Here is a 25,892-nt window from a genome sequence, read left to right as displayed (position 1 = left end):
GCCATAGAATGTAAGCATGCTGGTGCTCTATGAATGACCCTTGAAGACTCGATTACTGATAATTAAACACATGATTATATAAAGGTAAGGTCTTAGTTAATTTTTTTATGCCAACATTAATTTATCGAGTAATATTAAAAACATTCTTTAATAAATATTTTCTAACCTCGTTTTCATCAATTTTAAGTTTTTTTGATTTAGATAATTTATCATTAACCCAATATTTTCGATAAACATATTCAATTAATTGTGGGTCATCTTTAATTAATAAATCAATTATTTTTTTGGGTGTTTTCATTTGTGATTTATTTCTGTTTGTTTTTAAAAGTATTCTATTTATTTGGAGATTGTTTGACTTAGTGATGCGATTTCAACTGAATGAAAACTATATACTCTTTTTTAATTCATTTAATTCATACAAGAGCCGGTCTATATCTCCTTTTGTAGCAGGTAATGTTTTAGGTGCCAAAAGTTTTTTTACCGCATAAATTGTTGCATCAGAAGCTGCATTCCCAATAGCAGCCTCCGTTATTCCATTTGTATTAATAGTCTTTTTTTGACTATACATTTCAATTTTTTTTTCTAATTCTTTTACCGCTAACAATAATTCATTATTCACTGGTAAGGCTAATTGTTCAGAATTAATTTCTGTTGTTTTCTCATAATGCCCTGAAACATATCTATAATTGTTTCTTTGATAACTGGCTTTTGTCCTACAACTGGGTGTACAGTATAAATGATTACTTCTACGTGACTCAAATTGTTGTTGACAATGTTTACAAAAGCTTAATTTTCCCATTTTATGCTATTTTTTGGACTGAAAAACGTTAAATAACGCTTTATTTAACGTTTTTATCTTCTCATGCTTTTACCTTTAAATTCAATAATATTGAACATTTCAAAAATGCGATCATGTAATCTACCACCATATCTTTTAGAAAAATCGCTTAAAGTTTCCTCAACACTTCTATTTTTATTGGTATAATTACAAGTCACAATGGTTTTTAGATTATTAGCATAGCGTTCAGATAATATTTCTTCCATTAGTTCTACTTTACCATAGTTATTAGCAACTCTTTCAGCATTTAGGTCATCTATAAAAAGTAATTTTCGCATCATCTTATTTTTAAGTAGTTTTTTATCTAGTGGTGTATTACACAGTTCGTAATCACTTACGATTGATTTGGTATTAAAACCTCTAAATCTTAAATGAGGATTTGAGTAAAATATTTTTTCAAAAACTTTTAAATATGCGGTTTTCCCAACTCCGTAGCTTCCAACAATTAGAAGACCTTTATCAAAAGATGGAACACTTAAATTAGCATGGATATTTTCCTGAACAAAAAACTTATCATCACGTAAAAAATAATAAAATAGAGTTTTAAGATTGGCTAATGTCTGGTCATTTTGAGTAAAGCCTTTTTTATACATTTTGCGAAACATAGCGTTAAAATCATTCCACAAATCCTCTTTTTTAATTGAAATTTTTATTTCTGGTGGCATCATGTTTCTTGAACTTATAAGGTCGTTTAGTATCATTATTTTACTTATTCTCATTTCTATTACCTATTATCGTCTTCATTACTTATGGAAACTAACCCTTTAGAAAACTTTTCGGTTTTATTCCATTTTTCTAATCTCTTTTCAATTTCAAAAAACCTCTCGGCTTCACAGCGCATCATAGTTTTATTCGCATTTAACTCACTCCAATACTTAAAAAAATCATTTAAAACTTTATAATTAAACGTTGTGAGTGCAAAAACTTTGTTTTTGAATATATTACGCCTCTCATTAATTTTTACTTTATTTAAGTTATTTTCTTTTTTACCTTCTTTAGTTGTTGTTGATTTAGTGTTGTTAGTTTGCTGTTTGTTTGTTTTCTGAATGTTATTCTGGTTGTTATTAGAAGCTTCTGAAGATTGAAAATGATGGTAATTAACAACGGTTATAAGCGTGTATTTGTTTGTTGTAGTTATCTTTATGCAACCGCTATCTTTAAGTTTTTGAAGCGCAGTTCTAATAACTTGTATGGTTAGTGATAGGTCATTAGCCAACTTCTCGTTAGATGTAATAACTTGACCTCTTTTAATTAGCTTTCCCTGCCACTTTTTATCCTTGAAGTTTACTTTGAGAATGAGATGAAACCACAGTCTAGAAACCTTTGGGCATTGATACCATTCCCAATCCATAATCTGTCGGTGAATTTGCACATATCCAATCATACTAGCACTGCTTTACAAGTTTCTCGTAAATATCACTTTTCTTATAATAGACACGATTACCTAATCTGTAGCTTGGAAGTATACCGTTCTTGCGCCAGTTCCATAAAGCTTGTTTGGAACATTTTAGAAATTCTATTGTCTCATCAACGGTCATCAGAACGTCCTTAGTCTCCTCCTTATAATCTTTAATATCAGATTGAGTTAAAATGCCAAGAGCTTTGGTAACAGCGCGCTCTACAGATTCTTCTAGCGAATTTGGTGTTATATTATATATTCTTATCTCATTAGATTCCATCCAATTAAATTATTAGTTTGAATGGAACAAATTTTATAAGAATTTAATGAAGTAGAACAATCAGCAACTATCGATTGTTATTTGGAATCGTCATCATATTTGGGAATATCCCAACCTAGATTTCTTAATTTATAATCTAAATCCTCATTCTGGGATGAACCTCTTATAACGTATGGCTTCAGACCATCAAATGAAGGTGTTTTGCAAGTAAACTTAAATGATTTTAGAACCTGTCTGGTCAACTCACTGTTGTTTGTCTTTCCTTGATATATTGGTGTTTTGAGATAACCCTTAGACGCTAACTCACTTACCAAATAACCTAGAACATTTGGAGATGCTTTCCAAGTAATAATCTGACCATTATTTATGTTTTTATCATTTTGTTTAGTGAGCTTTTTAAGTATTTTGATTATTCTTTTGAACTTAGGTACATATTCAAACATTGCCGCTTGATGGTAGAACAACCTAAAGTCATAATTTCTGTTTTTTATAACATTCTCAGAAATAATAAATTCTCCTTCAAGTTTTTCAGCTTTATAATATTCTATTCCATTACCACTTATCATTGCGTTTTTAATAATCGTTTGAATTGCTGGGATTACTTCAAGAAATACAAAATCACAAAAAACTTCTGGATGTTCTGAATTTTCAAACTGGATTTGTAAAAAATCGTTTATTTCTAAACTTGGTAATTCGAACAACAGTTTTTTCAAAAAAACTTTCAGATAAAAATCGTCTTCAAAACTAATTTGCTCAGACTTATTTAATGCAAGTAAATAATCAAAATCTTCGAGGAAATAAATATCTTTTTCATGACTGTCCTCTGATTTAAATGTAAACATGTCTTTGTAATTCATTTGTTTAAATTTTGGTGAAAAAAGTAGACTCAGAAATTTTAATCGCTCTCTCTTGGGGAGTTATTTTTATGTATTTGTAAAATTCTCGCTCAGTAGAATGACCGCTTATTGCCATAATATCTATAGTAGGCATTTTTGATAAATAAGCGTTGGTACAAAAAGAGCGCCTTGCCGTATGACTTACTATCAAGTTGTACTTTGCGATATTCTTTATGACCTCTTTTCCGCCAACTGTTCTTCTTATTGTAATAGGCTCATCTATTTCTGCAATGCGGCCAGCTTCTTTAATATATTCATTTATGTCTGGCTCATTCAATTTTCTAGGTAGCTTTCCTTTATATCTCTTATCCATTATTTCTTGAATCTTAGGATGAACAGGAACAAACAGTTTCTTTCCAGTTTTTTTCTGTTTAAATTCAAACACCTTCCTACCATCAAAAATCTTTATTTGATTCTGTGAAATACCGTTATAATCTGATACCCTTTGACCTGTATAGTATCCAATTAAAAAAATATCTCTCGCCAATTCCCAGTCTTTCATTTTTGATAAATCCGCTTTATACAGAGCACTTATTTCAGCTTCGGTTAAATAAATGGAAATTGTTTCTTCTGAAACTGGCTTAAATTCCCGATGCTTATATTTCAGATTAGAGTTTACGCCATCTTCTGTCGCTCTATTTAAAATTGTAATTAAATTCTTTATGTGTTTACCAATAGTATTAACAGAATAGCTTTTATCCTCCATATACTTTAAAAAAGCATAGTAAAACTTCAAATCTATTGAGGCAAAATCAAGCTTATAATTCAACTCGTCATTAAATTCTTTAAGTCTACTAACAGTTTGTTTATATGACCTAACAGTAATGGGACTTAGTTTAACCGCAGAAATATTCTTAGCTTGATTTTCTTTTCTTTCAATAAAGTCATCTGCAAAGTCAAAAAATGTCTTTATAATTTTTACATCTTTTACTTCACCCCTAACAATTCGTTCTAAGGTCTCTTTAAGTAATTTTTTGTTTTGTTTATCATTTTCATTCAGCTTAGATACGGCTGCCAAAAACTCTGATGAATAGAGCTGTAAGTCGCTATTTACTTTCTCTCTATTTTTAATAGATGAGACTGCTCTAATTCTCTGGTTGGTTTTATCCCAATTCTTTGGTAAGACTTTATAGCCTGTTGCAAATTTTATCCTATTATTTCTTCCGTAATTATAATCTAGCAGAATAGATGTCTCCTTTTTCGAGTTGACTTCTTTAAGTCTATATTTTATTGTTCCAGAAGTGGACTTTATAGCTGTACTCATAAAAAAATAAATTCAATATTAAATCGGGGGACAACAAAAGGGACAACATATTGTTTATTCGTTGTTATATCAAATTTACTCAATTATATGAAATACACAATTTAAACCCTATAAATAAAGGGTTTTAAATAATTATAGTTAAAATAGAATAACATGTATTAAACTAAAAAGTGGTACTGGAGGCACCACCATCAAAAACCCAATTCGTTTGAATTGGGTTTTTTGGTTTTTGAATCTTTTAAGATTAATCATTTAACAATATAAATAAGTCATACACATTTTATATTGAAGGATTCACAATATAAACAACCCTTTTTTACCAAATATTTACCAGTATTTTTTTATTAAAAAAAACATCAAATCTTAACACAATAAAATCAAATTTTTTATTGATATTTAATAAAAATACGAAGTCAACTTTAACTTTTTGTTTACAAACTATCGAAAACAAATACGAGTTTCTAAAATATAGACTATTAGAAACAAAAAACATTATAATTTAATGCCAACACAACCAAAGCTCACGAGATTCAATCAAAATGTATTATCAAAATATCAAATTTACAATAGTATTTTTGTGACGCTACCATTTGATACTATCAAAAGAACAGGCACATTATTACCTTTGTTCCATGCGACATGCAAAAAGGGTTTTGCTAACCAAGATGACCCGACAACTATTATTGAAACCTTCTTTGAAAAATATCAAGCCAGACGTTCTCCAGAGAGTCAAATAGATTTATTATTCCGGTTTATTCAATACATAGAACGACAAGTTGTCCTGTTTGATGCTATTGAGGACGCAGCTTTTCCGGTTGTAAATAACATGGACGGCATTGGAACGCTACGAAGCCTAAAGGAAGCTGTATCTAAGGAAAACAAATTAGATTTACTTCAAAAATATCTAGAAGAATTTAAAGTTCGTATTGTACTAACGGCTCATCCAACTCAATTTTATCCAGGCTCTGTTTTAGGCATAATTACAGAATTATCCCAAGCTATTAGGAATGATGATTTACTCAAAATAAACGATTTATTAGCCCAACTAGGAAAAACGCCATTTTACAAACATAAAAAACCATCTCCTTATGACGAGGCAGTGAGTTTAATGTGGTATCTAGAAAATGTATTCTACAAGTCCTTTGGTCAAATTTACGATTATATTCAGCAGAATATTTTTGATGGGAAACATATCGAAAATGACATTATAAACATTGGTTTTTGGCCTGGTGGAGACAGAGATGGAAATCCTTTTGTCACACCAGAAACAACATTGAAAGTTGCTAGGAGATTACGTATCACAGTTATAAAAAATTATTACCGAGATGCAAGACGCTTAAGAAGAAAACTAACTTTTGATGGTGTAGAAAGTAGAATTATTGATTTAGAAACCGAGCTTTGGGCAATTATTACCAATAAGTCATCAGAATTGACTGCCGATCATTTTGCTTCTGAAATGCAAGCCATAAAGGATATTATTACGGAAAAGCATCAGTCACTTTACATCAACGAGGTCAATAGTCTTATTAATAAAATTCATTTGTTTGGTTTTCATTTAGCTAACCTAGATATCAGACAAGACAGCAGAAAACATAATCAGTTTTTCAACGAGATGGTTAATACATCTATTGAAAACGGAGATTCAATTTTTCCAAAAGACTATCATGATTTAACTGAAAAAGAGCAGATAAAAATTCTATCTAAGATTAAAGGCGAAATTGACTTATCCTTAATCAAGGATGAAGAAACATTAAAGGCTTTAAAAACTATGAAAGTCATTAAAACCATACAAGATGAAAATGGTGAAAAATCGGCAAACCGATATATTATAAGCAATAACCAAACCACACTTAACGTCATGCAACTATTTGCGATGCTTAAATTGGTTGCTTTTCAAGATGAATTAACAGTAGATATTGGACCTCTTTTTGAAACCATTACAGATTTAGAAAATGCACCAAAAGTTATGGAAGAGTTATATACAAATCCTAATTATGCTGCACACCTTAAGACAAGAGGAAACAAACAAACTATAATGTTAGGCTTTAGTGATGGCACTAAAGATGGAGGCTATTTAATGGCTAATTGGGCCATTTATAAAGCCAAAGAAAACCTAACCCGTGTATCTCGAGAACATGGTGTAAAAGTTATTTTCTTTGATGGTCGTGGTGGACCACCTGCACGTGGTGGCGGAAAAACACACAATTTTTATGCTTCGCTTGGTCCAACAATTGAGGACAAAGAAGTACAATTAACCATCCAAGGACAGACCATTAGTTCTAATTTTGGGACATTAGATTCTTCACAATACAATCTAGAGCAATTGATTAGCTCTGGCATTCATAATCGATTAAATGATTCTGATTTAAGTATGCAGCCAGAGAACAGAGCTATAATGAATGACTTATCCGAACGTAGCTATAAAGCTTATTCAGACTTTAAAGCGCATCCAAAATTCATTTCATATTTAGAGCATATGAGTACACTTAAATATTATGCTAAAACAAATATTGGTAGTCGTCCATCAAAGCGCGGTAAAGCCAAAGGCTTAGTTTTTGAAGATTTAAGAGCTATTCCTTTTGTAGGCTCTTGGAGCCAGTTAAAACAAAATGTGCCTGGCTTTTTTGGTGTTGGTACTGCTTTAAAACATTATGAAGACACAGGACAATTTGAAAAAGTACAGACGCTCTTTAAAACATCTAAATTCTTTAAAACACTCATTAGCAATAGTATGATGTCCTTATCAAAATCATTTTTTGATTTAACAAGATACATGTCAGAAGATGAGGAATATGGTGATTTTTGGAATATCATTAATGAGGAATATGAAACCTCAAAACGTTTGATTTTAAAACTAACTGGCTATAAAGAATTGATGCAAGAAGAACCTTCAAGTAAAGCTTCTATTGCAGTTAGAGAATCCATTGTTCTACCTTTATTGACAATCCAACAATATGCATTAAAAAAGATTCAAGAGCTAGAAAAAAATGGAGCTAAACCTGACGATGAGCAATTAAAAATTTATGCAAGTATGGTCACACGGTCACTCTTTGGCAATATTAATGCGAGCCGTAATTCAGCATAAATGGCACAACAAAAAGAATAAAGAATCTATGTTTTTTTGAAGAAAAATATCTTGCAATAATTTCTTAATTCTTTATGTAAGCTTTAGCTTTTTACTTCGTCTTAAAATACTATCTTGTTTTTTATAAAACTAAATACATTTATGTCTAAAACATATTATGACCCAGCAGACTTAAGAAAATTTGGGAAAATTACCGAATGGAGTGAGGATTTAGGAAATAAATTCTTTGAATACTACGGAAAAGTATTTGAAGAAGGCGCACTTACCGCTCGAGAAAAGTCTTTAATAGCTTTAGCTGTTGCACATACAGAACAATGCCCTTATTGCATTGACGCCTATACCAAAGACGGTCTACAACGTGGCGTAACCAAAGAAGAAATGATGGAAGCCATACATGTTGGGGCTGCTATAAAAAGTGGTGCTACATTAGTACATGGTGTGCAGATGATGAATAAAGTAAATAAGTTAGATGGGTAAATTAAAAACGCAATCGCTACAAAAAAGACATAGTGATTTAGCGAATACAAATAAACAACTAGAGATTTTATCAAATGGTATTTTTGCAAATGGTGAATTACCAACATTTAAGAATAAAATTTCAGAAACAAATCAGTTTCCGCTTAAAGCTAATACCTTAGAAATTCTACAGATTAACGTAGGCTATATGTGCAATCAAGTTTGCGAGCATTGTCACGTTGATGCAGGTCCTGACCGGAAGGAAATAATGACACAAGAGACCATGCAACAGATTTTGGATGTGATTAAAACAACTGGTGCACACACACTAGATTTAACAGGTGGAGCTCCAGAAATGAATCCAAATTTCAGATGGTTTGTAGAAGAAGCTTCAAAGATTGGTATCAAAGATTTTATTGTACGCTCTAACCTTACCATTATTAGAGCCAATAAAAAATATTACGATTTACCCGAGTTTTTCAAAAAACATAATATTCATGTGGTAAGTTCCATGCCGCACTGGACAAGAGGAAAAACAGATAAGCAACGTGGTGAAGGTGTTTTTGACATGTCAATAAAAGCGCTGCAAGAACTAAATGCTGTTGGTTACGGAATGCCTGATAGTGACTTAAAACTCGATTTAGTTTATAATCCTAGTGGCGCATTTTTACCTGGTGACCAAATGGCAATGGAAAAAGACTTCAAGAAAGCCTTGATGGAAGATTTTGGTATTCAATTTCATAATCTTTTTGCTATTACAAATTTACCAATTGCACGTTTCCTAGATTATTTAATTGCTTCAGAAAATTATGAAGACTATATGTATTCCTTAGTCGAAGCATATAATCCTGCTGCTGTTCAAAATGTGATGTGCACAAACACATTATCGGTTAGTTGGGATGGATACTTATTTGATTGTGATTTTAACCAGATGTTAGAATTACCAGTAAATAGTAAAGCAAAGCATATATCTGAATATAAAACAGAACTACTTGAAGGCAGAAATATAGTAATCTCTCAACACTGCTATGGTTGTACAGCAGGAGCAGGAAGTAGCTGTCAAGGCGTTGTTGCATAATTTTACGTATATGAAACAGAACTTGTTTTACATATTCATTTTTATTTCAACTTTAGGTTTTACCCAAGACGATTTAAACAAATTATTGAAGGAAAATAATCAGCAAACCATTCCATATATTTCTGTACAGGAGTTGGCAATGCCAAAAACTCAAGCCATTCTGTTAGACGCTAGAGAAACTAACGAATATGTTGTTAGTCATCTAAAGAATGCTATTTGTATCGGTTATGATAATTTTGATATAAAAAAAGTAACGGATACTATAACCGATAAAAACAAAGAAATCGTGGTTTATTGCTCATTAGGTATTAGATCTGAAGATATTGCTGAAAAACTTAAAAAAGAAGGCTACACAAACGTTAGAAATCTTTATGGCGGAATTTTTGAATGGAAAAACAACAACTTTAAAGTCTATAACGATAGAGAAAAAATAACCGATAGTATTCATGCTTTTTCTGAAGAATGGAGTAAATGGGTAAAAAAAGGAATTAAGGTTTATCCCAAAAACTAAAAAGGATGACTGATTGTGCCTTGATTATTTTTACACGAAACCCAGAACTTGGTAAATGCAAAACTAGATTAGCAAAATCAGTTGGTGATGTAGAAGCTTTAAAAATCTACAAACATCTACTACAGCATACTGCAAATGTTTCCAAAAAAGTAGATGCAGAGCGATTTGTATTTTACTCTGAAAATATTCAGCAAAACGATATTTGGGACAATGCTTTTTTCAATAAAAAATTACAATATGGAGATGACCTTGGCGAACGCATGGAGAATGCTTTTCAAACTTTATTTTCTGAAGGTTTTAAAAAAGTAATTATTATTGGCAGTGACTTACTAGACTTAAAAGAAGAAATTATACAAAACGCCTACAAAAAACTAAAAGAAAATGACGCTGTCATTGGTCCAGCAGAAGATGGTGGCTACTACCTTTTAGGTATGAAAAATCTGAATAAAAACGTCTTTAAAAATAAGAATTGGGGTACAGAGACAGTTTTAAAAAAAACAAAAAAAGATTTTTTTGAGCAATCTCTGTATGTTTTAGAAACTTTAAACGACATAGACTATTTAGAGGACTTAAAACCCTATAAAGAGTTTAACTATTTGTTTAAAAACTAAATCAACTTTCTCATGAAAAAACAACTACTTTTTTTAGCCGTAACTTTTATGGCTTCTTTTCAATTTACACAAGCTCAATGCTCACGAAGCGGCAGTTTTGTTCAGAGTGATCCAATGTATAGTATCAGTGGAGATGCTAATATTACATTTACGACTTCAGGTGATAAAGACGTTATTTTCGAAAGCAATTTTGCTACAGTACAAGGCGCAGATTTAAGAGTTTACATCTCTAAAACTGATGACATTGCGACGCCTGGTTCTGATGCTATTCAGATATCTGGTCAATTAGAAAACGATGCTGGTGGTTTTGGTGGACCTGGAACAGCACCTATAACGGGTATGATGACTTTTTCTATACCACCATCAACTACATTAGCCGACTTTGATTTTATTGTTATACAGTGTATTGCTATAAATGAACGTTGGGGACATGTTGCCCTTGGCGCAAATACTGGAGCTGATTGTGCGAGTCTAAGTATTAACGAAAATACTTTGAATAGTCTAGCTCTATATCCAAATCCTTCAAAAGGAAATGTAACACTACAATCATCGACAAATGAAGACGCTCAAATCTCAGTTTATAACATGCTAGGTAAACAGGTTTATAAAACAGTTCAGTCTTTAAATTCTGACATTGATTTAAATAATCTTAAAACTGGAATTTATCTCGTAAGAATTGAAGCTGAAGGCAAGCAAACAACAAAACGATTAATTATAGAATAATTATACTTTTAAAATTGCTTACAATCGTAGTTATAGATAAATTTGAAGCTATAACTACGATTTTTTTATCATGACAAAATATATAACAGAAAGTACAGAATACCTTAAAAGCAAAGGCTTTGACAAACCCGAAGTCGGGATTATACTTGGTACAGGTTTAGGACAGCTTATTAATGAAATAGAAGTTATTGCAGAAGCTAGTTATAATCATATCCCAAATTTCCCAACAGCAACGGTTGAGTTTCATAAAGGCAAACTGATTTATGGAATTTTAGCTGATAAAAAAGTAGTGGTTATGCAAGGCCGCTTTCATGTATATGAAGGTTATACATTACAAGATGTAGCTTTTCCGGTTCGTATTATGGAAAAACTAGGTATCAAAACACTTTTAGTTTCAAATGCAGCAGGTGCAGTAAATCTAGATTTCAAAAAAGGTGAAATCATGCTTATCGACGACCATATTAACTTGCAAGGCAGTTCGCCACTAGCATTTAAAGGTGTAGAAAAACTAGGTGAGCGTTTTACTGATATGAGTGCGCCTTACGATTTAGAAATCAATTCAAAAATTGAAGCAATTGCAAAAACAAATGGTATTAAATTACACAAAGGTGTTTATGCATCTGTGGTTGGCCCACAGTTAGAAACACGTGCAGAATATCGAATGTTAAAAATTATTGGCTCGGACGCAGTTGGTATGAGTACAGTACCCGAAGTTATTGTTGCAAATCATCTAAATTTAAAAGTTGCTGCCGTTTCTGTTTTAACCGACGAATGTGACCCAGATAATTTAAAACCTGTAGATATTGCCGAAATTATTGCAATGGCTGGCAAAGCAGAACCAAATATGATTACCTTATTTAAAGAATTAATAAAAACGTTATAAGAAAGAGATTTATGAGCTACTTAGAAGCAACAAACGATTTATATAAAGAAGCAGCATTAACACCAGATGTAGGCCTATGCTGTACAACAAACCCTATTTGGGAATTACCAGGATTAAAGATACCAAGAATCATGCAGGAGATGAATTACGGATGCGGAAGTACTGTAAATGCTCGTGATTTGACCAACGACCCTAAAATGCTTTATGTTGGTGTTGGTGGCGGCATGGAATTGTTACAGTTCTCATATTTTAATCGCCAAAAAGGAGGCGTAATAGGTGTTGATGTCGTAGACGAAATGCTAGAAGCGTCTCGTAAAAATTTTATTGAAGCCGAGGCTCAAAACGATTGGTTTAAAAGTGAATTTGTAGATCTTAAAAAAGGAGATGCACTAAACTTACCAGTTGAAGACAACTCTATTGATGTAGCAGCACAAAATTGTCTATTTAATATTTTTAAAGCTGAAGATTTAAAACGCGCCATTGATGAAATGTATCGTGTTTTAAAGCCTCATGGACGTTTAGTAATGAGTGACCCGACATGTGAGCAACCAATGAACGACACACTAAGAAATGATGATAGGTTAAGAGCATTATGCCTTAGCGGAAGTTTGCCTATTGCAGAATATGTAAAAGCATTAACAGACGCAGGTTTTGGGACAATCGAAATAAGAGCAAGAAAGCCTTACCGTATTCTTGACCCTAAGAATTACCCAACTGATGAGTTAATTTATATTGAGTCGATTGAAGTTGCTGCTATTAAAGACCCAATGCCAGAAGATGGTCCATGTATTTTTACAGGAAAAGCTGCAATTTATTATGGTAGCGACGATTTTTTTGATGACAAAAAAGGACATATTCTTTTAAAAAATCAGCCTATCGCTATTTGTGATAAAACAGCAGGAGCATTAGCTGATTTAGGGCGAGACGATATATTTATTAGCGAATCTACATACCATTACGATGGTGGCGGATGTTGCTAAACTATTTTATATTATTTAAAATTTTACACCTATTGCCTCAAATAAATGACTCATAGTCCAAGCCGGACCAATCATCAAAAATTGGACATCCTTTAAAAACGAAGGTTTTTTACCTTCATGATTATGACCAACAAATTGAACTATCCATGCTATAACAAAAATACCAACCATAATGGCCCAAAGAGGTGCAATCTCAGAATATTCTATAATGTGTATAATGTACAAAACCAATGCTGAAAATAATAACATACCTATAAAAAGCGTGAACGATAAACGTAAATAATACAATAGCCCCAAAATAATTACCACAGTTCCAAAATGTAAATAAGGTTCAATCCAAGTTGGTGTTTGATCCACCAAAAACCCTCCAGTTGGTATACAAGCCAACAAACCTATTAGACTTAGAAAAATAGCAGGAACACAAATGTAATGAACACGCTTATTAAAAGTTGTTTGGTGACTCTCGCCATATTCAGATAAAAGGCTATCTGTTTTTCGCATTTTATAATCGCTTTAATTAAGGATTACAAGATAGTAATACTATTTAAATGTGTTATTTTTACTAAGTAATTTCGACAATAGTCTTAAATGGAAAAGTATTTAGACATTTTTAAAAATTCATATTCTAATTATTGGAATTATTTAAAATATGAATTAATAGACCTCAATCACTGGGATAACTTTTTCTATGGATTAATCATTATTTCTATTGCAGTTTGGCTATTAGAAATCGCTTTTCCTTGGCGTAAACGACAAGCTATTTTTCGAAAGGATTTCTGGCTAGATACATTTTATATGTTCTTTAACTTCTTTATTCTTAATCTTATAATTCTTATTGCGTTATCAAATACGGTTTCAGAATTTTTTAATGACGTCTTAAAAAGTATTGGGATTAGCATAGGAAGCCTTCAATTATTTGATGTTGATAATTTGCCAAAATGGTTAGGTTTACTCGTATTTTTCTTAGTATCAGATTTTGTACAATGGAATACACATCGTCTACTTCATCGCATACCTTTTTTATGGAATTTTCATAAAGTACATCACTCTGTAAAAGAAATGGGGTTTGCCGCTCATTTACGTTACCATTGGATGGAACCAGTAGTTTACAAATCGCTATTATACATTCCGCTTGCGATTATTGGAGGGTTTGATGCTCAGGATGTAGCGATTGTTTATTTCTTTAGTATTGCAATTGGCCACTTAAACCATGCAAACTTAGGCTGGGATTATGGAATACTAAAATACATATTCAATAATCCGAAAATGCACATATGGCATCATGCTAAAGAATTACCAAAACATGTAAGTTATGGTGTTAATTATGGACTAACCTTGAGTATTTGGGATTATCTTTTTAAAACCAATTACGTACCACATAATGGTCGTGATATTGAATTGGGTTTTAGCGGAGATGAAAATTTTCCAAAAGATTTTTTAACTCAAGAATTGTATCCTTTAAAGAAAAAATGAAACAAATAACACTCTTTATACTTCTAGTTTTAGTTACTGCATGTGGAAGTAGCAAAAAAGTTATAGAAAGTTCTAAGCCTACTGAAAAAGTTGAGAAAGATGTGGTTGAAAAATCCGAAGTTGAGATTATACCTGAGGCACCTTATGAAACCGAAGAAATAATTGATATACCTGACAATTATAATCCTAATCAGATAATTAAACCTGACTCATTGGGGTTTCATCAAGATTTAACCAAACATACTTTTGATAGCCTTGATGATTTCTGGACAAACTTCTTACAAAAAAATGTATCCGATAATGGTAATGTCAATTATGAGAGTTTTAGGAAAGACTTTAAAGGTCTTCAATATTATATTAAGTTTTTACAAGACAGCTTACCCAATAATAACGCTTCAAAAGAACAAAAACTTGCCTATTGGATTAACGCTTACAACGCATTAACCATAGATTTAATTCTCAGAAATTATCCAATAAAAAGTATAAAAGATATTGATAAACCTTGGGACCAACGACTATGGAAATTTGGTGAGAAATGGCTAAATCTCAATGATATTGAGCATCAAATTCTTCGTAAAATGGACGAGCCGCGAATTCATTTTGCAATAGTTTGCGCATCCTTTTCTTGTCCAAAACTCCAAAATAAAGCTTTTACAGCTTCAAATTTAGAAGCGCAATTAACCGAAGCTACAAAAGATTTCTTAGCTGATTCAGACAGAAATGAGATTTCTCAAAACAACCTTAGGTTGTCAAAAATATTTAAATGGTTTGCAAAAGATTTCAAAACCGATGGTAGTTTGATAGATTTCTTAAATAAATATACTGAAGTCGAAATTTCATCAAAAGCGAAAAAGTCTTTTAAAGATTACAATTGGGATTTAAACGATTAAAAATAATTGTCATTCTGAACAAAGTGAAGAATCTCTTTTTTAAGATGTTGAAATAAATTCAGCATAACAGATAAACCCTTATGATTAGCATAATTATTCCTGTTTTAAATGAAGCCGAAACAATCGAAGAGTTATTGTTTCATTTAGTGGATTGTGCGGACCTAAAAAATATCAATGAGATTATAGTTGTCGATGGTGGAAGCGTTGATGGCACTCCAGAGATTATTCAAAATCTAGACCTAAAAATAAAGTTACTAACCTCAGAAAAAGGTCGCGCAAAACAGATGAATAGAGGTGCTAATGCCGCTACAGGAAATATCTTATACTTTTTACATGCCGATTCATTTCCGCCTTTAAATTACGACCAACATATTATAGGTGAAGTCAAAAAAGGAAATAACGCTGGCTGTTTTAGACTTCAATTTGATAGTAATCATTGGTGGTTACGATTAGCGAGTTGGCTAACACAATTTAGTTGGCGTGCTTGTCGTGGTGGTGACCAAAGCCAATTTATCACTAAAGCTTTGTTTGAAGATATTGGTGGTTTTGACGAAACTTATACCATTTATGAAGATAACATTCTTATTAACGAACTTTATAAACGTAAGGAGTTTGTAGTTATTAAAGAAACGATAAGAACTTCAGCAAGACTTTACGAAAAAAATGGCGTATGGAAGTTACAATATCACTTTTGGACAATTTATGTCAAGAAATGGTTTGGGGCATCTGCTAATGACTTGTATAATTATTACAAGAAGTATATAGTTTAAAAATACTGTCCAATCCCAAACACAAACCCGTTAGTAGCGTTTGGTGTTATACCGTAACCATAATCAATTCTAAAAATAGCATTAAAGATTTTTTTATGAATAAAGCGTAATCCAACGCCTGGATAAATTCTTAAGTTATCAGAATCTACAAAATCGCCCAAATCACCTCCTGGATTTTGCCAACTCCCAGCATCTATAAAAGCATTTCCTTGTAATGCAAACCAACCTTTTTCGTATAATGTATATCTATACTCTGTATTAAGAACAATGGCACCTGTTCCACGGTCAATCAAATTTCCAACACCTCGAATATTCAAATTATTATCTACTGCAAAAGGTGCAAAAGGTGTATCGTTGTTTGTAGATAATCCTAATCTCAATCGACTTGCCCAATTGCCTTTTTTACCAAACCGTTTAAAGTACTGAAAATCATTCCATCCAATTAAAAAATCTGGTAACTGAGCCGTATCAGTTGATGTCACATATTGAAAATTAAAAATGCTTCTAAAACCTTCTATATATTGATAATCATAATTAAGATTGTTATACTCATAAATAAGCTTATACAATAACTTTTTAACTCTCAAATCTTGCGGAACATTAGGGTTGGTTGCACCAGATTGGTACTCATAATCTTCCGTAAAGTAATTTAATCCTAACTCAAAACGATTTGTGAAATCAAGCTGAAACAAACCCAAAACTTCTATAGATTCATTATTGTATTTGTAATCTGCAGTCGTACCATCAAAAAAAACAGGTTCTTGCGTTGTTAAATCTTGATAATTAATAGCTAAACCCAATTTTCTATTAAACAAAAATGGAGCTCTAAAGTTTATAGCATAAGAATCATAAATATCTTTTTGATAAAACCCTCCAAAAGTCATGTTTTGACCAAATAAATTAAACTCATACAAGCCCAAACGATAGGCAAACTCATCGTCATTAGTTGTATAAACATTGGCAGAAGGAATTATAGTAAAATTCTCTTCGATGTTATAAAACACATTGTATTCATTAGGCTTATTAGCTGGAAATACTTGGTAATATGCATGTGCTATTGAAGGTAACCTTTTGAGTAGTTTTATATCTTCTTCGAGTTGCGTAGAGTCTAAAACTGTACCTGCTTTGACCAAAGCTATCTTTTTTACAAATGAAGATTTAAGCTTTTTATTGCCTTGTACTTTGACATCTACAATTTTTTGAGCACTAGATATAGAGACAAAAAAACAGAATAATAGTGTAAAATATTTCATTGATATGGTTTGTTAAACCATTGGTCACAAAATATAGAAATTCCTTACGATGATTTATTCTAATATGCCGAATAATAATTTTTTATAACCTTTTCAACTGGCTTATTTTGTGGTGTAAATTGATTGTCATCCTTACCACCGCTTTTATCATAATCGATAAACCATTTCCATAAAAATCCGCCTGCAAACCAGTCTTCTTTCCAAAAGGTTTCGTACAAAGCTTTGCTAGTGTTAACTTGTGCTTCCATGTTTACTACCGTCATACTACGGTCATAAACCCATGGTTTTTTGCCAGCATAATCTACACTTCGATAACCATATTCTGTAAACAAAACGGACTTCTGGTTTTGTTCAGATAATGCTTTTATCTGTGGCTTATGATTATTCCAACCTTTCATACTTGTTTCAAAAGTTGGTGTTTGCTCATCACTTACAGGAAAATAAGCATCAATACCAATATAATCCAATTTACTCCAAAATGGTGTATGTTTATACTCGTCCCAATTAGCGGCGTAGGTTAGTTTTCCTTTATATTCTAATTTAATTTTATTGATTAAAACGTCCCAATACTTTGGTCGTTTAGCTACAAAATTTTCAAGTTCTGTACCAATACAGAAAATTTCAGCATTGATTTCTTGAGCTAAATCAGCATATTCAAGAATAAAACTGGTATAGGTTTCTTCAAGTTTTTTCCAGTCTTCTTCAGACTTCATATCCAAAAACCCAGTAAACTCGCCACGACGTATCCAAATATGTGGCTTAACCATTATTTTGATATTCTGCTTTCTTAATTCTTCAGAATATTGCTTTGCACCAGCTCTAGTTTCTCCAAACCACTGTCTATCGGTGTTATGAATTATTTCTGGGTTACTTATATCTCTTATAAATCCAAACGGCATCACAGCCGCAAAATTAGCATTGATTTTAGAAACAACAGGCTCTGTATGCGTCTCATCAACTGGGTTTCCGTAAGCGACAAAACTGACACCATTTACCTTTTCATTTTGGCCTGAACAAGATGAGAGTAAAATTGAAAAAAGAAAACAAATTAGGAGCCTAACTCTAATCATAATATAGATTTAAGCTCCTAAAATAAAATGATTTCTAGAATAAAGCTCTTAAACCTATATTAAAAGTTTGCCCTAAGCCTGTATCATTTCCTCTCACAAAATTAGAATACAGGAATTCTACATTCAATTCATCTGTAAGCTGATATTTTGCACCAGCGCCTAAAATAGAAGCATCCTGGCTAAAATCATTTTGACCAGCATCGTTTCCGCCGAAAGAAATCAACTGTAAATGCTGAACAAATCCTAAGACTGTAAATTTAGAACTTGGAAAATAGCTCAAGAAAACACCTGGTGTTAAACGTAAACTATTGTAAGCAAAACTGTCTTGCTCGCCAAAGTTATACTCAGTATTTAACTCAGTAAATAATTGCCAGTCACCGCTTGGAAAACTATAATCGTAGAAAAATCTATTTTGAAAAATAAAGCCATCTTGGTCTAAAAACACACCATCTTCAGTTTCGTTATCAATTAATGGAATATGAAAAGCGGTCTGTATTGTAAAATTTGACACACTTTTTATTGGATTAAATTTTATTGCTGGCGCAAATGAGGTAAATCCCGAACGTGCCGTTCCGCGTTCTCCATCAAATGAGAATACATCTAAAGCGTCTCTTCCGTTAATAGCGTTTGAGCGAAACTCTAAAAGCAAACCAATATTAACGCGGTTACTATTTGAAATTCCTGTGAAAATATCGACACTAGAAGTAAAAAAATTATTTCTATCAATATCACTCTCTACACCATTAAATGTTGATTTTGTTTCTGTATAGAGGTTATTAAACCACTTGATGTCCCATTGCCCTTTTTTTAATAAAATTGATGGTGTATATTCTTGAATTACACTTTTTGTCGGCTCCTCATCTTCTTGAGAGAATCCAGTAAAACTTACGATTAATGCTATTGCAAATACTATTATTTTTTTCATTTTTGGTCTGTTATTTAGTGTTTGAGTTTGTTATTGTTTATTTAAATTCCAGTTGTATTCAAAGTAGCTTAACTTAGATTTTACTGGTATTTTTTCGGTTCTGTATTTATTGATAAAATCTATTTCTGTTTTTCCATGCATGGTAAAATCTTCTTTATACCATTCCATAATTTTTGAAGCTGAGACTCTCTTTTTCTTAATATTTACTTTTAAGAAACTTCCATTAATAGCCTTAACTGTTTGTTCTTCTAGTTGCGCATCTAGAGTTGCTGGCAAATAGGCTTTATTAATTAGTGGTGGACAACCGTTCGCACCACAAACCAATACAAAATGAAAACGCGGATCTTTAAACACTGGTCGTAATAACTTGTGTTCAATATCATTGAGTGTAATATTTTTACCAGCTAAACTATATGTGGTCTTGTCAAAAAAATCAGCATCATCTAATGGTGATTTTGTTGGATAATTATCAATAACCCCTTTAATAACTGAGAGATTGTAGGCATTAATCCAAAAGGCTTGATAGTTATTTGCATCATTTTTGGATACTGAAACATCTTGGGCAATTTCTAATAAAGCATCTAAAGTTGTCTGGTTTTTATGTATCTCGGCATATGCAACCTTACCATTTTTTACATTAGTTTTAAAAAAAGCGTCTGCTTGTGAAAAGAATTTATCTAGACTTTGACTTTGCACATTTGTCCCGATTAGGGCAATTATTATTAAAATATATGTTTTCATGATTTTTAAGTTGCTTAGTTATTGTAACGCCACTTCTGTCGACCATAAATACGTGTACTTACATTTTTATTGAAAGAATTTTCACGTCTCTTTAAATAATTATTCCTTACACTTTTTTCCTATTTAAAGTGTTTCTAAATTATAGATACAGATTAAGTTATTATCTTTCATTGCGACTTAGCACTAACTAACAATCAATAATCACAAATCAAATGGAACACATTGTCATCATCGGCAACGGAATTTCTGGCGTAACAACTGCGCGTCATATAAGAAAGTTATCCGATAAGAGAATCACTATAGTTTCCGCAGAAACAGACTATTTTTTTTCAAGAACAGCACTCATGTATATTTATATGGGCCATATGAAATTTGAACACACACAACCCTATGGAAATTGGTTTTGGGAGAAGAACAGAATCGAACTTAAAAAAGGATATGTAAAAACTGTCGAAACGAAATCTAAGACACTTCTTTTTGCAAATAGAGATACTCTTGAATATGACAAATTAGTTATTGCTACAGGAAGTAAACCAAACAAATTTGGTTGGCCAGGTCAAGACCTAGATGGTGTTATGGGTATGTATCACAAACAAGATTTGGATAATCTCGAAAAATATGCGCCAAATAAGGAAACGTGTAAAAGAGCTGTTATCGTTGGTGGCGGATTGATTGGGATTGAATTGGCAGAGATGCTAAATTCCAGAAGTATACCTGTAACTTTTTTAGTGCGAGAAAATAGTTTTTGGAATGGCGTTTTACCTGCAGGTGAAAGTGAGATGATTAATCGTCATATAAAAAATCATCATATTGACTTAAGACTTTCGACCAATCTAAAAGAGATAAAAGCTGATGAAAATGGCAAAGTAAAATCGGTTATCATTGAAGAAACCGGAGAGGAATTAGAATGCAGCGTTGTAGGCCTAACGGCTGGTGTTTCTCCTAATATTGATTTTATAAAAGAATCAGAGATTGAAACTGGTCGTGGTGTAAAAGTGAATCGATTTTTAGAAACTAATATTGAAGACGTGTATGCTATTGGCGATTGTGCAGAACAGCATGAAGCTATTGGTAACCGAAGACCAATCGAAGCAGTTTGGTATACTGGACGTATGATGGGCGAAACGTTAGCCCAAACTATTTGTGGTAATCGTATCGAATACAAGCCAGGACATTGGTTTAACTCCGCAAAATTTCTGGATATAGAGTACCAAACTTATGGTTGGGTTTTTGGAGAACGAGGTCGTCCAGAAAACGAAAAGCATTTTCATTGGAAACACGAAGACGACACTAAGTGTATAACAGTTGCCTTCGACAAAAACACTAATAAATTTTTGGGCATCAATACATTTGGTATTCGAATGCGTCACGACGTTTTTGACCGCTGGTTAAGTGAAGAAAAAGATGTAGACTTTGTGATGAACAATCTTACTGAAGCCAATTTTGATCCAGAATTTTACAAACGTTTTGAAACAGAAATATTAACTACCTACAACCAACAACTACAAACTGCATAATTATGAGTAACAAAATAAATCATAGCATGTCCTTAGCAAAACCAGATGCTTTAGACATCACAACAAAACAGAAAATAGCATTAGCAACAGGAATTGTAGGCCTTTTTATTTTTGTTTTAGCATTATTAAACACAAACTTTCCAAATAAAGGGATATTCTTAACATCTGCATTATTACTAATTGCTGGTGGAATTATTGTGTATTCTCGTGAAGCATACCTAACTAAATTAGAAGGTATTAAAAATGACGGACAATGGTTCAAATCTATTTCGTCTAGAGGTGTTTGGGGATGGGTTTTAGGTTTAGTCTTAACAGGCTTTTATATAGTGCTTTACTTTTACCCTAAATATCTAGGCTTAGATCAAGGTGTTGATGGTGGTAACACAGGGTTAATCTCACTCTTTGATCCGCTAAGTCAATTATTATCTGGCAGAGATGCCAGCCAATGGTTTGTCTACGGTACACTTTACACATTAGCTATTTTAGCTTTTGGCTATAAGTTTATCCTTAAATACAGACACAATAAATACCAACAATTACGTACTTTTTCTGTAATGTTTTTTCAATTAGGCTTTGCCTTTTTGATTCCGGAATTTATGTATGTCATGAATAATGATTTACCATATTATGACCTAAAAAGTGTATGGCCACTTAACTATTATATTTTTGATGAATGGTCTGTAAACGGCTTTCTTTCAAATGGAAATATAGGTTTGGCATTAATACTATTTGGTATCATTTCAATATTCATAATTACACCAATATTAACCTATAAATTCGGAAAACGATGGTATTGCTCTTGGGTTTGTGGTTGTGGTGGTTTAGCAGAAACTGCAGGTGATTCTTTTAGACATTTATCCTCAAAAAAAATGTCTGCATGGAAAATAGAACGTTGGTTGATTCATTTGGTACTCGTTTTCTCGGTTGTTATGACAACTGCTATGATATATACTTATTTAGGGTATGATAAAAATGATTTTTGGTTAACACGTGGTGTATTTATTTCACTAGTCATAGGATTCTTGACTCTGATATTTGCAGGTGTCATGTATTTTAAGAGACAAGAATTAGGTAAAGACGCAAAATTTGGCGCCATAGGTTTCTTTTCGGTAATAGCACTATTACTAATCATGCATTTTACTGGGACTACAGATCATGTTTTTTATATAAAAGGTGGTGCTTTACGTTCAGCTTATGGTATTTACATTGGCTCTATATTTTCTGGTGTTATAGGAACTGGATTCTATCCTATTTTAGGAAGTCGTTCTTGGTGTCGTTTCGGGTGTCCTATGGCAGCCATATTAGGATTTCAACAACGTTTATTTTCAAAATTTAGAATTACAACTAATGGTGGCCAATGTATTTCTTGTGGTAACTGCTCTAACAGTTGCGAAATGGGAATCGATGTACGTCATTATGCTCAAAAAGGAGAAAATATTGTACGCTCTAGCTGTGTAGGTTGTGGCATTTGTTCTGCAGTTTGTCCTAGAGGTGTGTTAAAGTTAGAGAATGATAGTATGAAAGGACGTATTAATCCGACAGAAGTTTTATTAGGTAATGATGTTGACTTAATGGAACTTGTAAATCAAAAATAATGCGTTTAGTAGTTTTTCTTAGTCTTATTTGTAGCTTTGCATTTGCACAAAAAAGCTATCAAAAAAATTATTTTGAAGATGGTACCATTGCATCTGCTGGTTGGATAGAAAATGGTAAAAAAACCAAATACTGGCGTACATATTATTCTAATGGAAAATTAAAAGCTGAAGGGCATTATAGTAATGGACAAAAAACAAAATTTTGGAAACTATATAGATTGGATGGCAGCCTAGAAAGTGAAGGACATTTTCAGAATAATGAAAAAACTAAATGGTGGATTTTTTATAATAGCAAAGGATTAGTTATTCATAAATGTCAATTAAAGGCTAGTAAAAAAAACGGCTATTGTCTAATGTACAAAAATGAAAAACTCGCTTCAGCTGTAAAATATTCTTTGGGCAAAAAAATAAAAGAATGGACAGATTTTAGGTCATTCAAAAAAGAAAATAGACTAAGAGATTTACAATGACCCATATAAAAGTCATCATTCCTGCATATAACGAAGCAGAATCTATTCCGCATGTTATAAAAGATATACCCAATTACGTTAATGAAGTTATTGTCGTTAGTAATAATTCTACTGACGATACAGAAATAAATGCCAAAAAAGCGGGTGCTACGGTACTAGTAGAAAATCGAAAAGGATATGGTTTTGCTTGTCTAAGAGGTATGGATTATGTTTCTCAGCAAACTATTAGGCCAGATATAATCGTTTTTTTAGATGGTGATTACAGTGATTATCCCGAAGAATTAACCAAAATTGTTAAGCCTATAATTGGAGAAGATATAGATTTTGTTATTGGCGCTAGGGATAAAAATTTACGTGAAACTGGTAGTATGACTGGTCCTCAAATTTTTGGCAATTGGCTAGCTACAACTTTAATGAAGATTATGTTTAGGTCAACATTTACAGACCTTGGTCCATTTAGAGCTATAAAATACGATAAACTTTTGGCCTTAGAAATGGAAGACAAAACTTATGGTTGGACTGTTGAGATGCAACTCAAAGTTTTAAAGAAAAAATATAGCTACAGAGAAATCCCAGTAAACTACCGAAACAGAATAGGCGTCTCAAAAGTTTCAGGAACGGTAAAAGGTGCTATATTTGCAGGCGTAAAAATCCTGACATGGATTTTTAAATACAGTTTTAAATAATGCTCTTAGAATACATCATAATAGTCATTTACACGATTGCCATCATGCTAATTTTCATGTATGCTTTGGCACAACTAAACTTGTTATCTAATTACCTTTCTTCTAAGAAGAAAAAAGATACTTGTGAAAAATTTGACTTATCAAATTCTGATGAAATCCCTTATGTAACCATACAACTTCCTGTTTTTAACGAGATGTACGTTATGGACAGACTTTTAGAAAATATCGCTCTAATAGAATATCCAAGAGAGAAATTAGAAATTCAAGTTCTTGATGATTCTACTGACGAAACTGTTGAAAGTACGCGCAAGCATATTGAAAAACTAGCCCAAACTGGCCTAGATATTATTCATATTACACGTACAGATAGACAAGGTTTTAAAGCTGGTGCTCTTAAGGAAGGTTTAGAAATTGCAAAAGGTGAATTTATTGCCATTTTTGATGCTGATTTCTTGCCACAACCAAACTGGTTAAAACGAACAATCCCTTACTTCAAAAATGAAAAAATCGGTGTCGTACAAACACGTTGGGGACACATTAATCGTAATTACTCTTTACTAACAAAAATTCAAGCATTTGCTTTAGATGCGCACTTTACTTTAGAGCAAGTAGGACGAAATAGCAAAGGCCATTTTATCAATTTTAATGGTACTGCTGGTGTTTGGCGAAAAGACTGCATTATCGATGCTGGTAACTGGGAAGGCGACACATTAACCGAAGATTTAGATTTAAGCTATCGTGCACAATTAAAAAATTGGGAATTTAAATATCTAGAAGATGTCGAAACTCCTGCAGAACTGCCAGTAGTAATAAGCGCAGCACGCTCACAACAATTTAGATGGAATAAAGGTGGTGCTGAGAACTTTAGAAAAATGCTTTGGCGTGTTGTAAAATCAAAAAATATTTCTGCTAAAACTAAGATACATGGTCTGCTTCATTTATTGAATAGCACCATGTTTTTAAGCATATTTACAGTTGCCATTCTTAGTATACCAATGTTGTATATTAAAAACGAATATGCACACCTTCGTAACTACTTTTACATCATGAGTTTCTTTGTAACTAGTACAATCATCTTTTTTGTGTGTTACTGGTTTATGTACAAAAGTATCTATGGTAGTGGCTTCAAAAAATTCTTTAGCTATATTGGGATGTTTTTTACATTCTTCTCGATAGCCATGGGATTTTCATTGCATAACACAATAGCCGTTTTAGAAGGACATGTAGGCAAACGTAGTGAGTTTGTAAGAACACCTAAATTCAACATAAGTACTTTAAAAGATTCTTGGAAAGACAACAAATACCTACGCAAAAAGGTATCGCCACATGTTATTATCGAAGGTGGGTTAATGCTATATTTTGGTTTTGGTATGTACAGTGCATTTATTGTTGGTGACCAAGGTGGTGACTTTGGATTGTTCCCTTTTCACTTAATGCTTTTTATTGGTTTTGGTTATGTGTTTTTTAAGTCTTTAGGTTCTAAGGCATAATATCCAGA

Annotated in this window: 28 protein-coding genes; 16 read left to right on the top strand and 12 right to left on the bottom strand. The window is 32.4% G+C overall.

Annotated elements, in window-relative coordinates; translation table 11 throughout:
• Positions 1-121 precede the first annotated feature (121 nt).
• From BTO05_RS14025 to BTO05_RS10930, 7 genes are all read right to left on the bottom strand, one after another.
• On the bottom strand, positions 122-298 hold the full coding sequence (locus BTO05_RS14025; protein WP_157662574.1) for a hypothetical protein: 177 nt from the start codon (positions 296-298) through the stop codon (positions 122-124).
• A gap of 87 nt (positions 299-385) precedes the next feature.
• Positions 386-799 (bottom strand): hypothetical protein, encoded by a 414-nt coding sequence (locus BTO05_RS10955; protein WP_087492704.1) that lies wholly within the window; start codon positions 797-799, stop codon positions 386-388.
• A gap of 53 nt (positions 800-852) precedes the next feature.
• Entirely contained in the window at positions 853-1,539 is a 687-nt protein-coding gene (locus BTO05_RS10950; RefSeq protein WP_157662573.1) for a hypothetical protein, read from the bottom strand.
• A 23-nt stretch (positions 1,540-1,562) separates the two neighbouring features.
• Complete coding sequence (locus tag BTO05_RS10945) at positions 1,563-2,222, bottom strand: hypothetical protein (protein WP_087492702.1); 660 nt, start codon at positions 2,220-2,222, stop codon at positions 1,563-1,565.
• Position 2,223: 1 nt separating this feature from the next.
• Positions 2,224-2,517, bottom strand: coding sequence for a helix-turn-helix domain-containing protein (locus BTO05_RS10940; protein WP_087492701.1), 294 nt, complete (start codon positions 2,515-2,517; stop codon positions 2,224-2,226).
• A 77-nt stretch (positions 2,518-2,594) separates the two neighbouring features.
• A complete protein-coding gene (locus tag BTO05_RS10935; RefSeq protein WP_087492700.1) occupies positions 2,595-3,374 on the bottom strand; it encodes a hypothetical protein in 780 nt (259 codons plus the stop codon).
• A 4-nt stretch (positions 3,375-3,378) separates the two neighbouring features.
• Entirely contained in the window at positions 3,379-4,677 is a 1,299-nt protein-coding gene (locus BTO05_RS10930) for a tyrosine-type recombinase/integrase (RefSeq protein WP_087492699.1), read from the bottom strand.
• A gap of 502 nt (positions 4,678-5,179) precedes the next feature.
• On the opposite strand from BTO05_RS10930, the gene BTO05_RS10925 reads away from it, so the two are divergent.
• The 8 genes from BTO05_RS10925 (at position 5,180) to arsM (ending at position 13,004) form a co-directional block, all read left to right on the top strand.
• Positions 5,180-7,762 carry a phosphoenolpyruvate carboxylase gene (locus tag BTO05_RS10925; protein ID WP_087492698.1) on the top strand — a complete coding sequence of 861 codons (2,583 nt, stop codon included), beginning with the start codon at positions 5,180-5,182 and terminating at the stop codon, positions 7,760-7,762.
• A 141-nt stretch (positions 7,763-7,903) separates the two neighbouring features.
• Positions 7,904-8,239 (top strand): arsenosugar biosynthesis-associated peroxidase-like protein, encoded by a 336-nt coding sequence (locus tag BTO05_RS10920; protein ID WP_087492697.1) that lies wholly within the window; start codon positions 7,904-7,906, stop codon positions 8,237-8,239.
• Positions 8,232-9,296: an arsenosugar biosynthesis radical SAM (seleno)protein ArsS gene (gene arsS, locus BTO05_RS10915; RefSeq protein ID WP_087492696.1), complete on the top strand. Its 1,065-nt coding sequence runs from the start codon at positions 8,232-8,234 to the stop codon at positions 9,294-9,296. The genes BTO05_RS10920 and arsS overlap by 8 nt, the downstream gene beginning before the upstream one ends.
• A 10-nt stretch (positions 9,297-9,306) precedes the next feature.
• Positions 9,307-9,807, top strand: coding sequence for a rhodanese-like domain-containing protein (locus BTO05_RS10910; RefSeq protein WP_087492695.1), 501 nt, complete (start codon positions 9,307-9,309; stop codon positions 9,805-9,807).
• Between the two features lie 5 nt (positions 9,808-9,812).
• Positions 9,813-10,418: a TIGR04282 family arsenosugar biosynthesis glycosyltransferase gene (locus tag BTO05_RS10905; RefSeq protein WP_087492694.1), complete on the top strand. Its 606-nt coding sequence runs from the start codon at positions 9,813-9,815 to the stop codon at positions 10,416-10,418.
• A 12-nt stretch (positions 10,419-10,430) separates the two neighbouring features.
• On the top strand, positions 10,431-11,141 hold the full coding sequence (locus BTO05_RS10900; protein WP_087492693.1) for a T9SS type A sorting domain-containing protein: 711 nt from the start codon (positions 10,431-10,433) through the stop codon (positions 11,139-11,141).
• A gap of 70 nt (positions 11,142-11,211) precedes the next feature.
• Positions 11,212-12,024: a purine-nucleoside phosphorylase gene (locus BTO05_RS10895; protein ID WP_087492692.1), complete on the top strand. Its 813-nt coding sequence runs from the start codon at positions 11,212-11,214 to the stop codon at positions 12,022-12,024.
• An 11-nt stretch (positions 12,025-12,035) separates the two neighbouring features.
• A complete protein-coding gene (arsM, locus tag BTO05_RS10890; RefSeq protein ID WP_087492691.1) occupies positions 12,036-13,004 on the top strand; it encodes an arsenosugar biosynthesis arsenite methyltransferase ArsM in 969 nt (322 codons plus the stop codon).
• A 15-nt stretch (positions 13,005-13,019) separates the two neighbouring features.
• Here arsM and BTO05_RS10885 read toward each other — a convergent pair whose 3' ends face one another.
• Entirely contained in the window at positions 13,020-13,505 is a 486-nt protein-coding gene (locus tag BTO05_RS10885) for a DUF962 domain-containing protein (protein ID WP_087492690.1), read from the bottom strand.
• 87 nt (positions 13,506-13,592) lie between these two features.
• Here BTO05_RS10885 and BTO05_RS10880 point away from each other — a divergent pair, with 87 nt between their 5' ends.
• The 3 genes from BTO05_RS10880 (at position 13,593) to BTO05_RS10870 (ending at position 16,137) form a co-directional block, all read left to right on the top strand.
• Entirely contained in the window at positions 13,593-14,477 is an 885-nt protein-coding gene (locus BTO05_RS10880; protein ID WP_087492689.1) for a sterol desaturase family protein, read from the top strand.
• Positions 14,474-15,367 (top strand): DUF547 domain-containing protein, encoded by an 894-nt coding sequence (locus tag BTO05_RS10875; RefSeq protein WP_087492688.1) that lies wholly within the window; start codon positions 14,474-14,476, stop codon positions 15,365-15,367. Before BTO05_RS10880 ends, BTO05_RS10875 begins: the two co-directional genes overlap by 4 nt.
• A gap of 80 nt (positions 15,368-15,447) precedes the next feature.
• Complete coding sequence (locus BTO05_RS10870; protein ID WP_087492687.1) at positions 15,448-16,137, top strand: TIGR04283 family arsenosugar biosynthesis glycosyltransferase; 690 nt, start codon at positions 15,448-15,450, stop codon at positions 16,135-16,137.
• Here the strand turns inward: BTO05_RS10870 and BTO05_RS10865 are convergent.
• The 4 genes from BTO05_RS10865 to BTO05_RS10850 are packed head-to-tail and all read right to left on the bottom strand — an operon-like array spanning position 16,134 to position 20,126.
• Positions 16,134-17,390 (bottom strand): POTRA domain-containing protein, encoded by a 1,257-nt coding sequence (locus tag BTO05_RS10865; RefSeq protein ID WP_087492686.1) that lies wholly within the window; start codon positions 17,388-17,390, stop codon positions 16,134-16,136. The genes BTO05_RS10870 and BTO05_RS10865 overlap by 4 nt on opposite strands.
• 59 nt (positions 17,391-17,449) lie before the next feature.
• On the bottom strand, positions 17,450-18,460 hold the full coding sequence (locus BTO05_RS10860; RefSeq protein WP_087492685.1) for a glycoside hydrolase family 113: 1,011 nt from the start codon (positions 18,458-18,460) through the stop codon (positions 17,450-17,452).
• A 34-nt stretch (positions 18,461-18,494) separates the two neighbouring features.
• A complete protein-coding gene (locus BTO05_RS10855) occupies positions 18,495-19,385 on the bottom strand; it encodes a hypothetical protein (RefSeq protein WP_087492684.1) in 891 nt (296 codons plus the stop codon).
• Between the two features lie 30 nt (positions 19,386-19,415).
• Positions 19,416-20,126 carry a DUF547 domain-containing protein gene (locus BTO05_RS10850; protein ID WP_087492683.1) on the bottom strand — a complete coding sequence of 237 codons (711 nt, stop codon included), beginning with the start codon at positions 20,124-20,126 and terminating at the stop codon, positions 19,416-19,418.
• Between the two features lie 212 nt (positions 20,127-20,338).
• Here BTO05_RS10850 and BTO05_RS10845 point away from each other — a divergent pair, with 212 nt between their 5' ends.
• The 5 genes from BTO05_RS10845 to BTO05_RS10825 are packed head-to-tail and all read left to right on the top strand — an operon-like array spanning position 20,339 to position 25,884.
• Complete coding sequence (locus BTO05_RS10845) at positions 20,339-21,643, top strand: NAD(P)/FAD-dependent oxidoreductase (RefSeq protein WP_087492682.1); 1,305 nt, start codon at positions 20,339-20,341, stop codon at positions 21,641-21,643.
• 2 nt (positions 21,644-21,645) lie between these two features.
• Positions 21,646-23,238: a 4Fe-4S binding protein gene (locus BTO05_RS10840; RefSeq protein WP_087492681.1), complete on the top strand. Its 1,593-nt coding sequence runs from the start codon at positions 21,646-21,648 to the stop codon at positions 23,236-23,238.
• Positions 23,238-23,708, top strand: a complete 471-nt coding sequence (locus BTO05_RS10835) for a toxin-antitoxin system YwqK family antitoxin (RefSeq protein ID WP_087492680.1) — start codon at positions 23,238-23,240, stop codon at positions 23,706-23,708. The genes BTO05_RS10840 and BTO05_RS10835 overlap by 1 nt, the downstream gene beginning before the upstream one ends.
• Positions 23,705-24,394 (top strand): glycosyltransferase family 2 protein, encoded by a 690-nt coding sequence (locus BTO05_RS10830; RefSeq protein WP_087492679.1) that lies wholly within the window; start codon positions 23,705-23,707, stop codon positions 24,392-24,394. The genes BTO05_RS10835 and BTO05_RS10830 overlap by 4 nt, the downstream gene beginning before the upstream one ends.
• Positions 24,394-25,884, top strand: a complete 1,491-nt coding sequence (locus BTO05_RS10825; protein WP_087492678.1) for a cellulose synthase family protein — start codon at positions 24,394-24,396, stop codon at positions 25,882-25,884. Before BTO05_RS10830 ends, BTO05_RS10825 begins: the two co-directional genes overlap by 1 nt.
• Positions 25,885-25,892: the final 8 nt, after the last annotated feature.

The organism is Winogradskyella sp. PC-19 (genome assembly GCF_002163855.1).
GTDB lineage: Bacteria > Bacteroidota > Bacteroidia > Flavobacteriales > Flavobacteriaceae > Winogradskyella.
The sequence above is the reverse complement of the archived record's forward strand: the minus strand, read 5'-3'. Positions and strand labels throughout refer to the sequence as shown.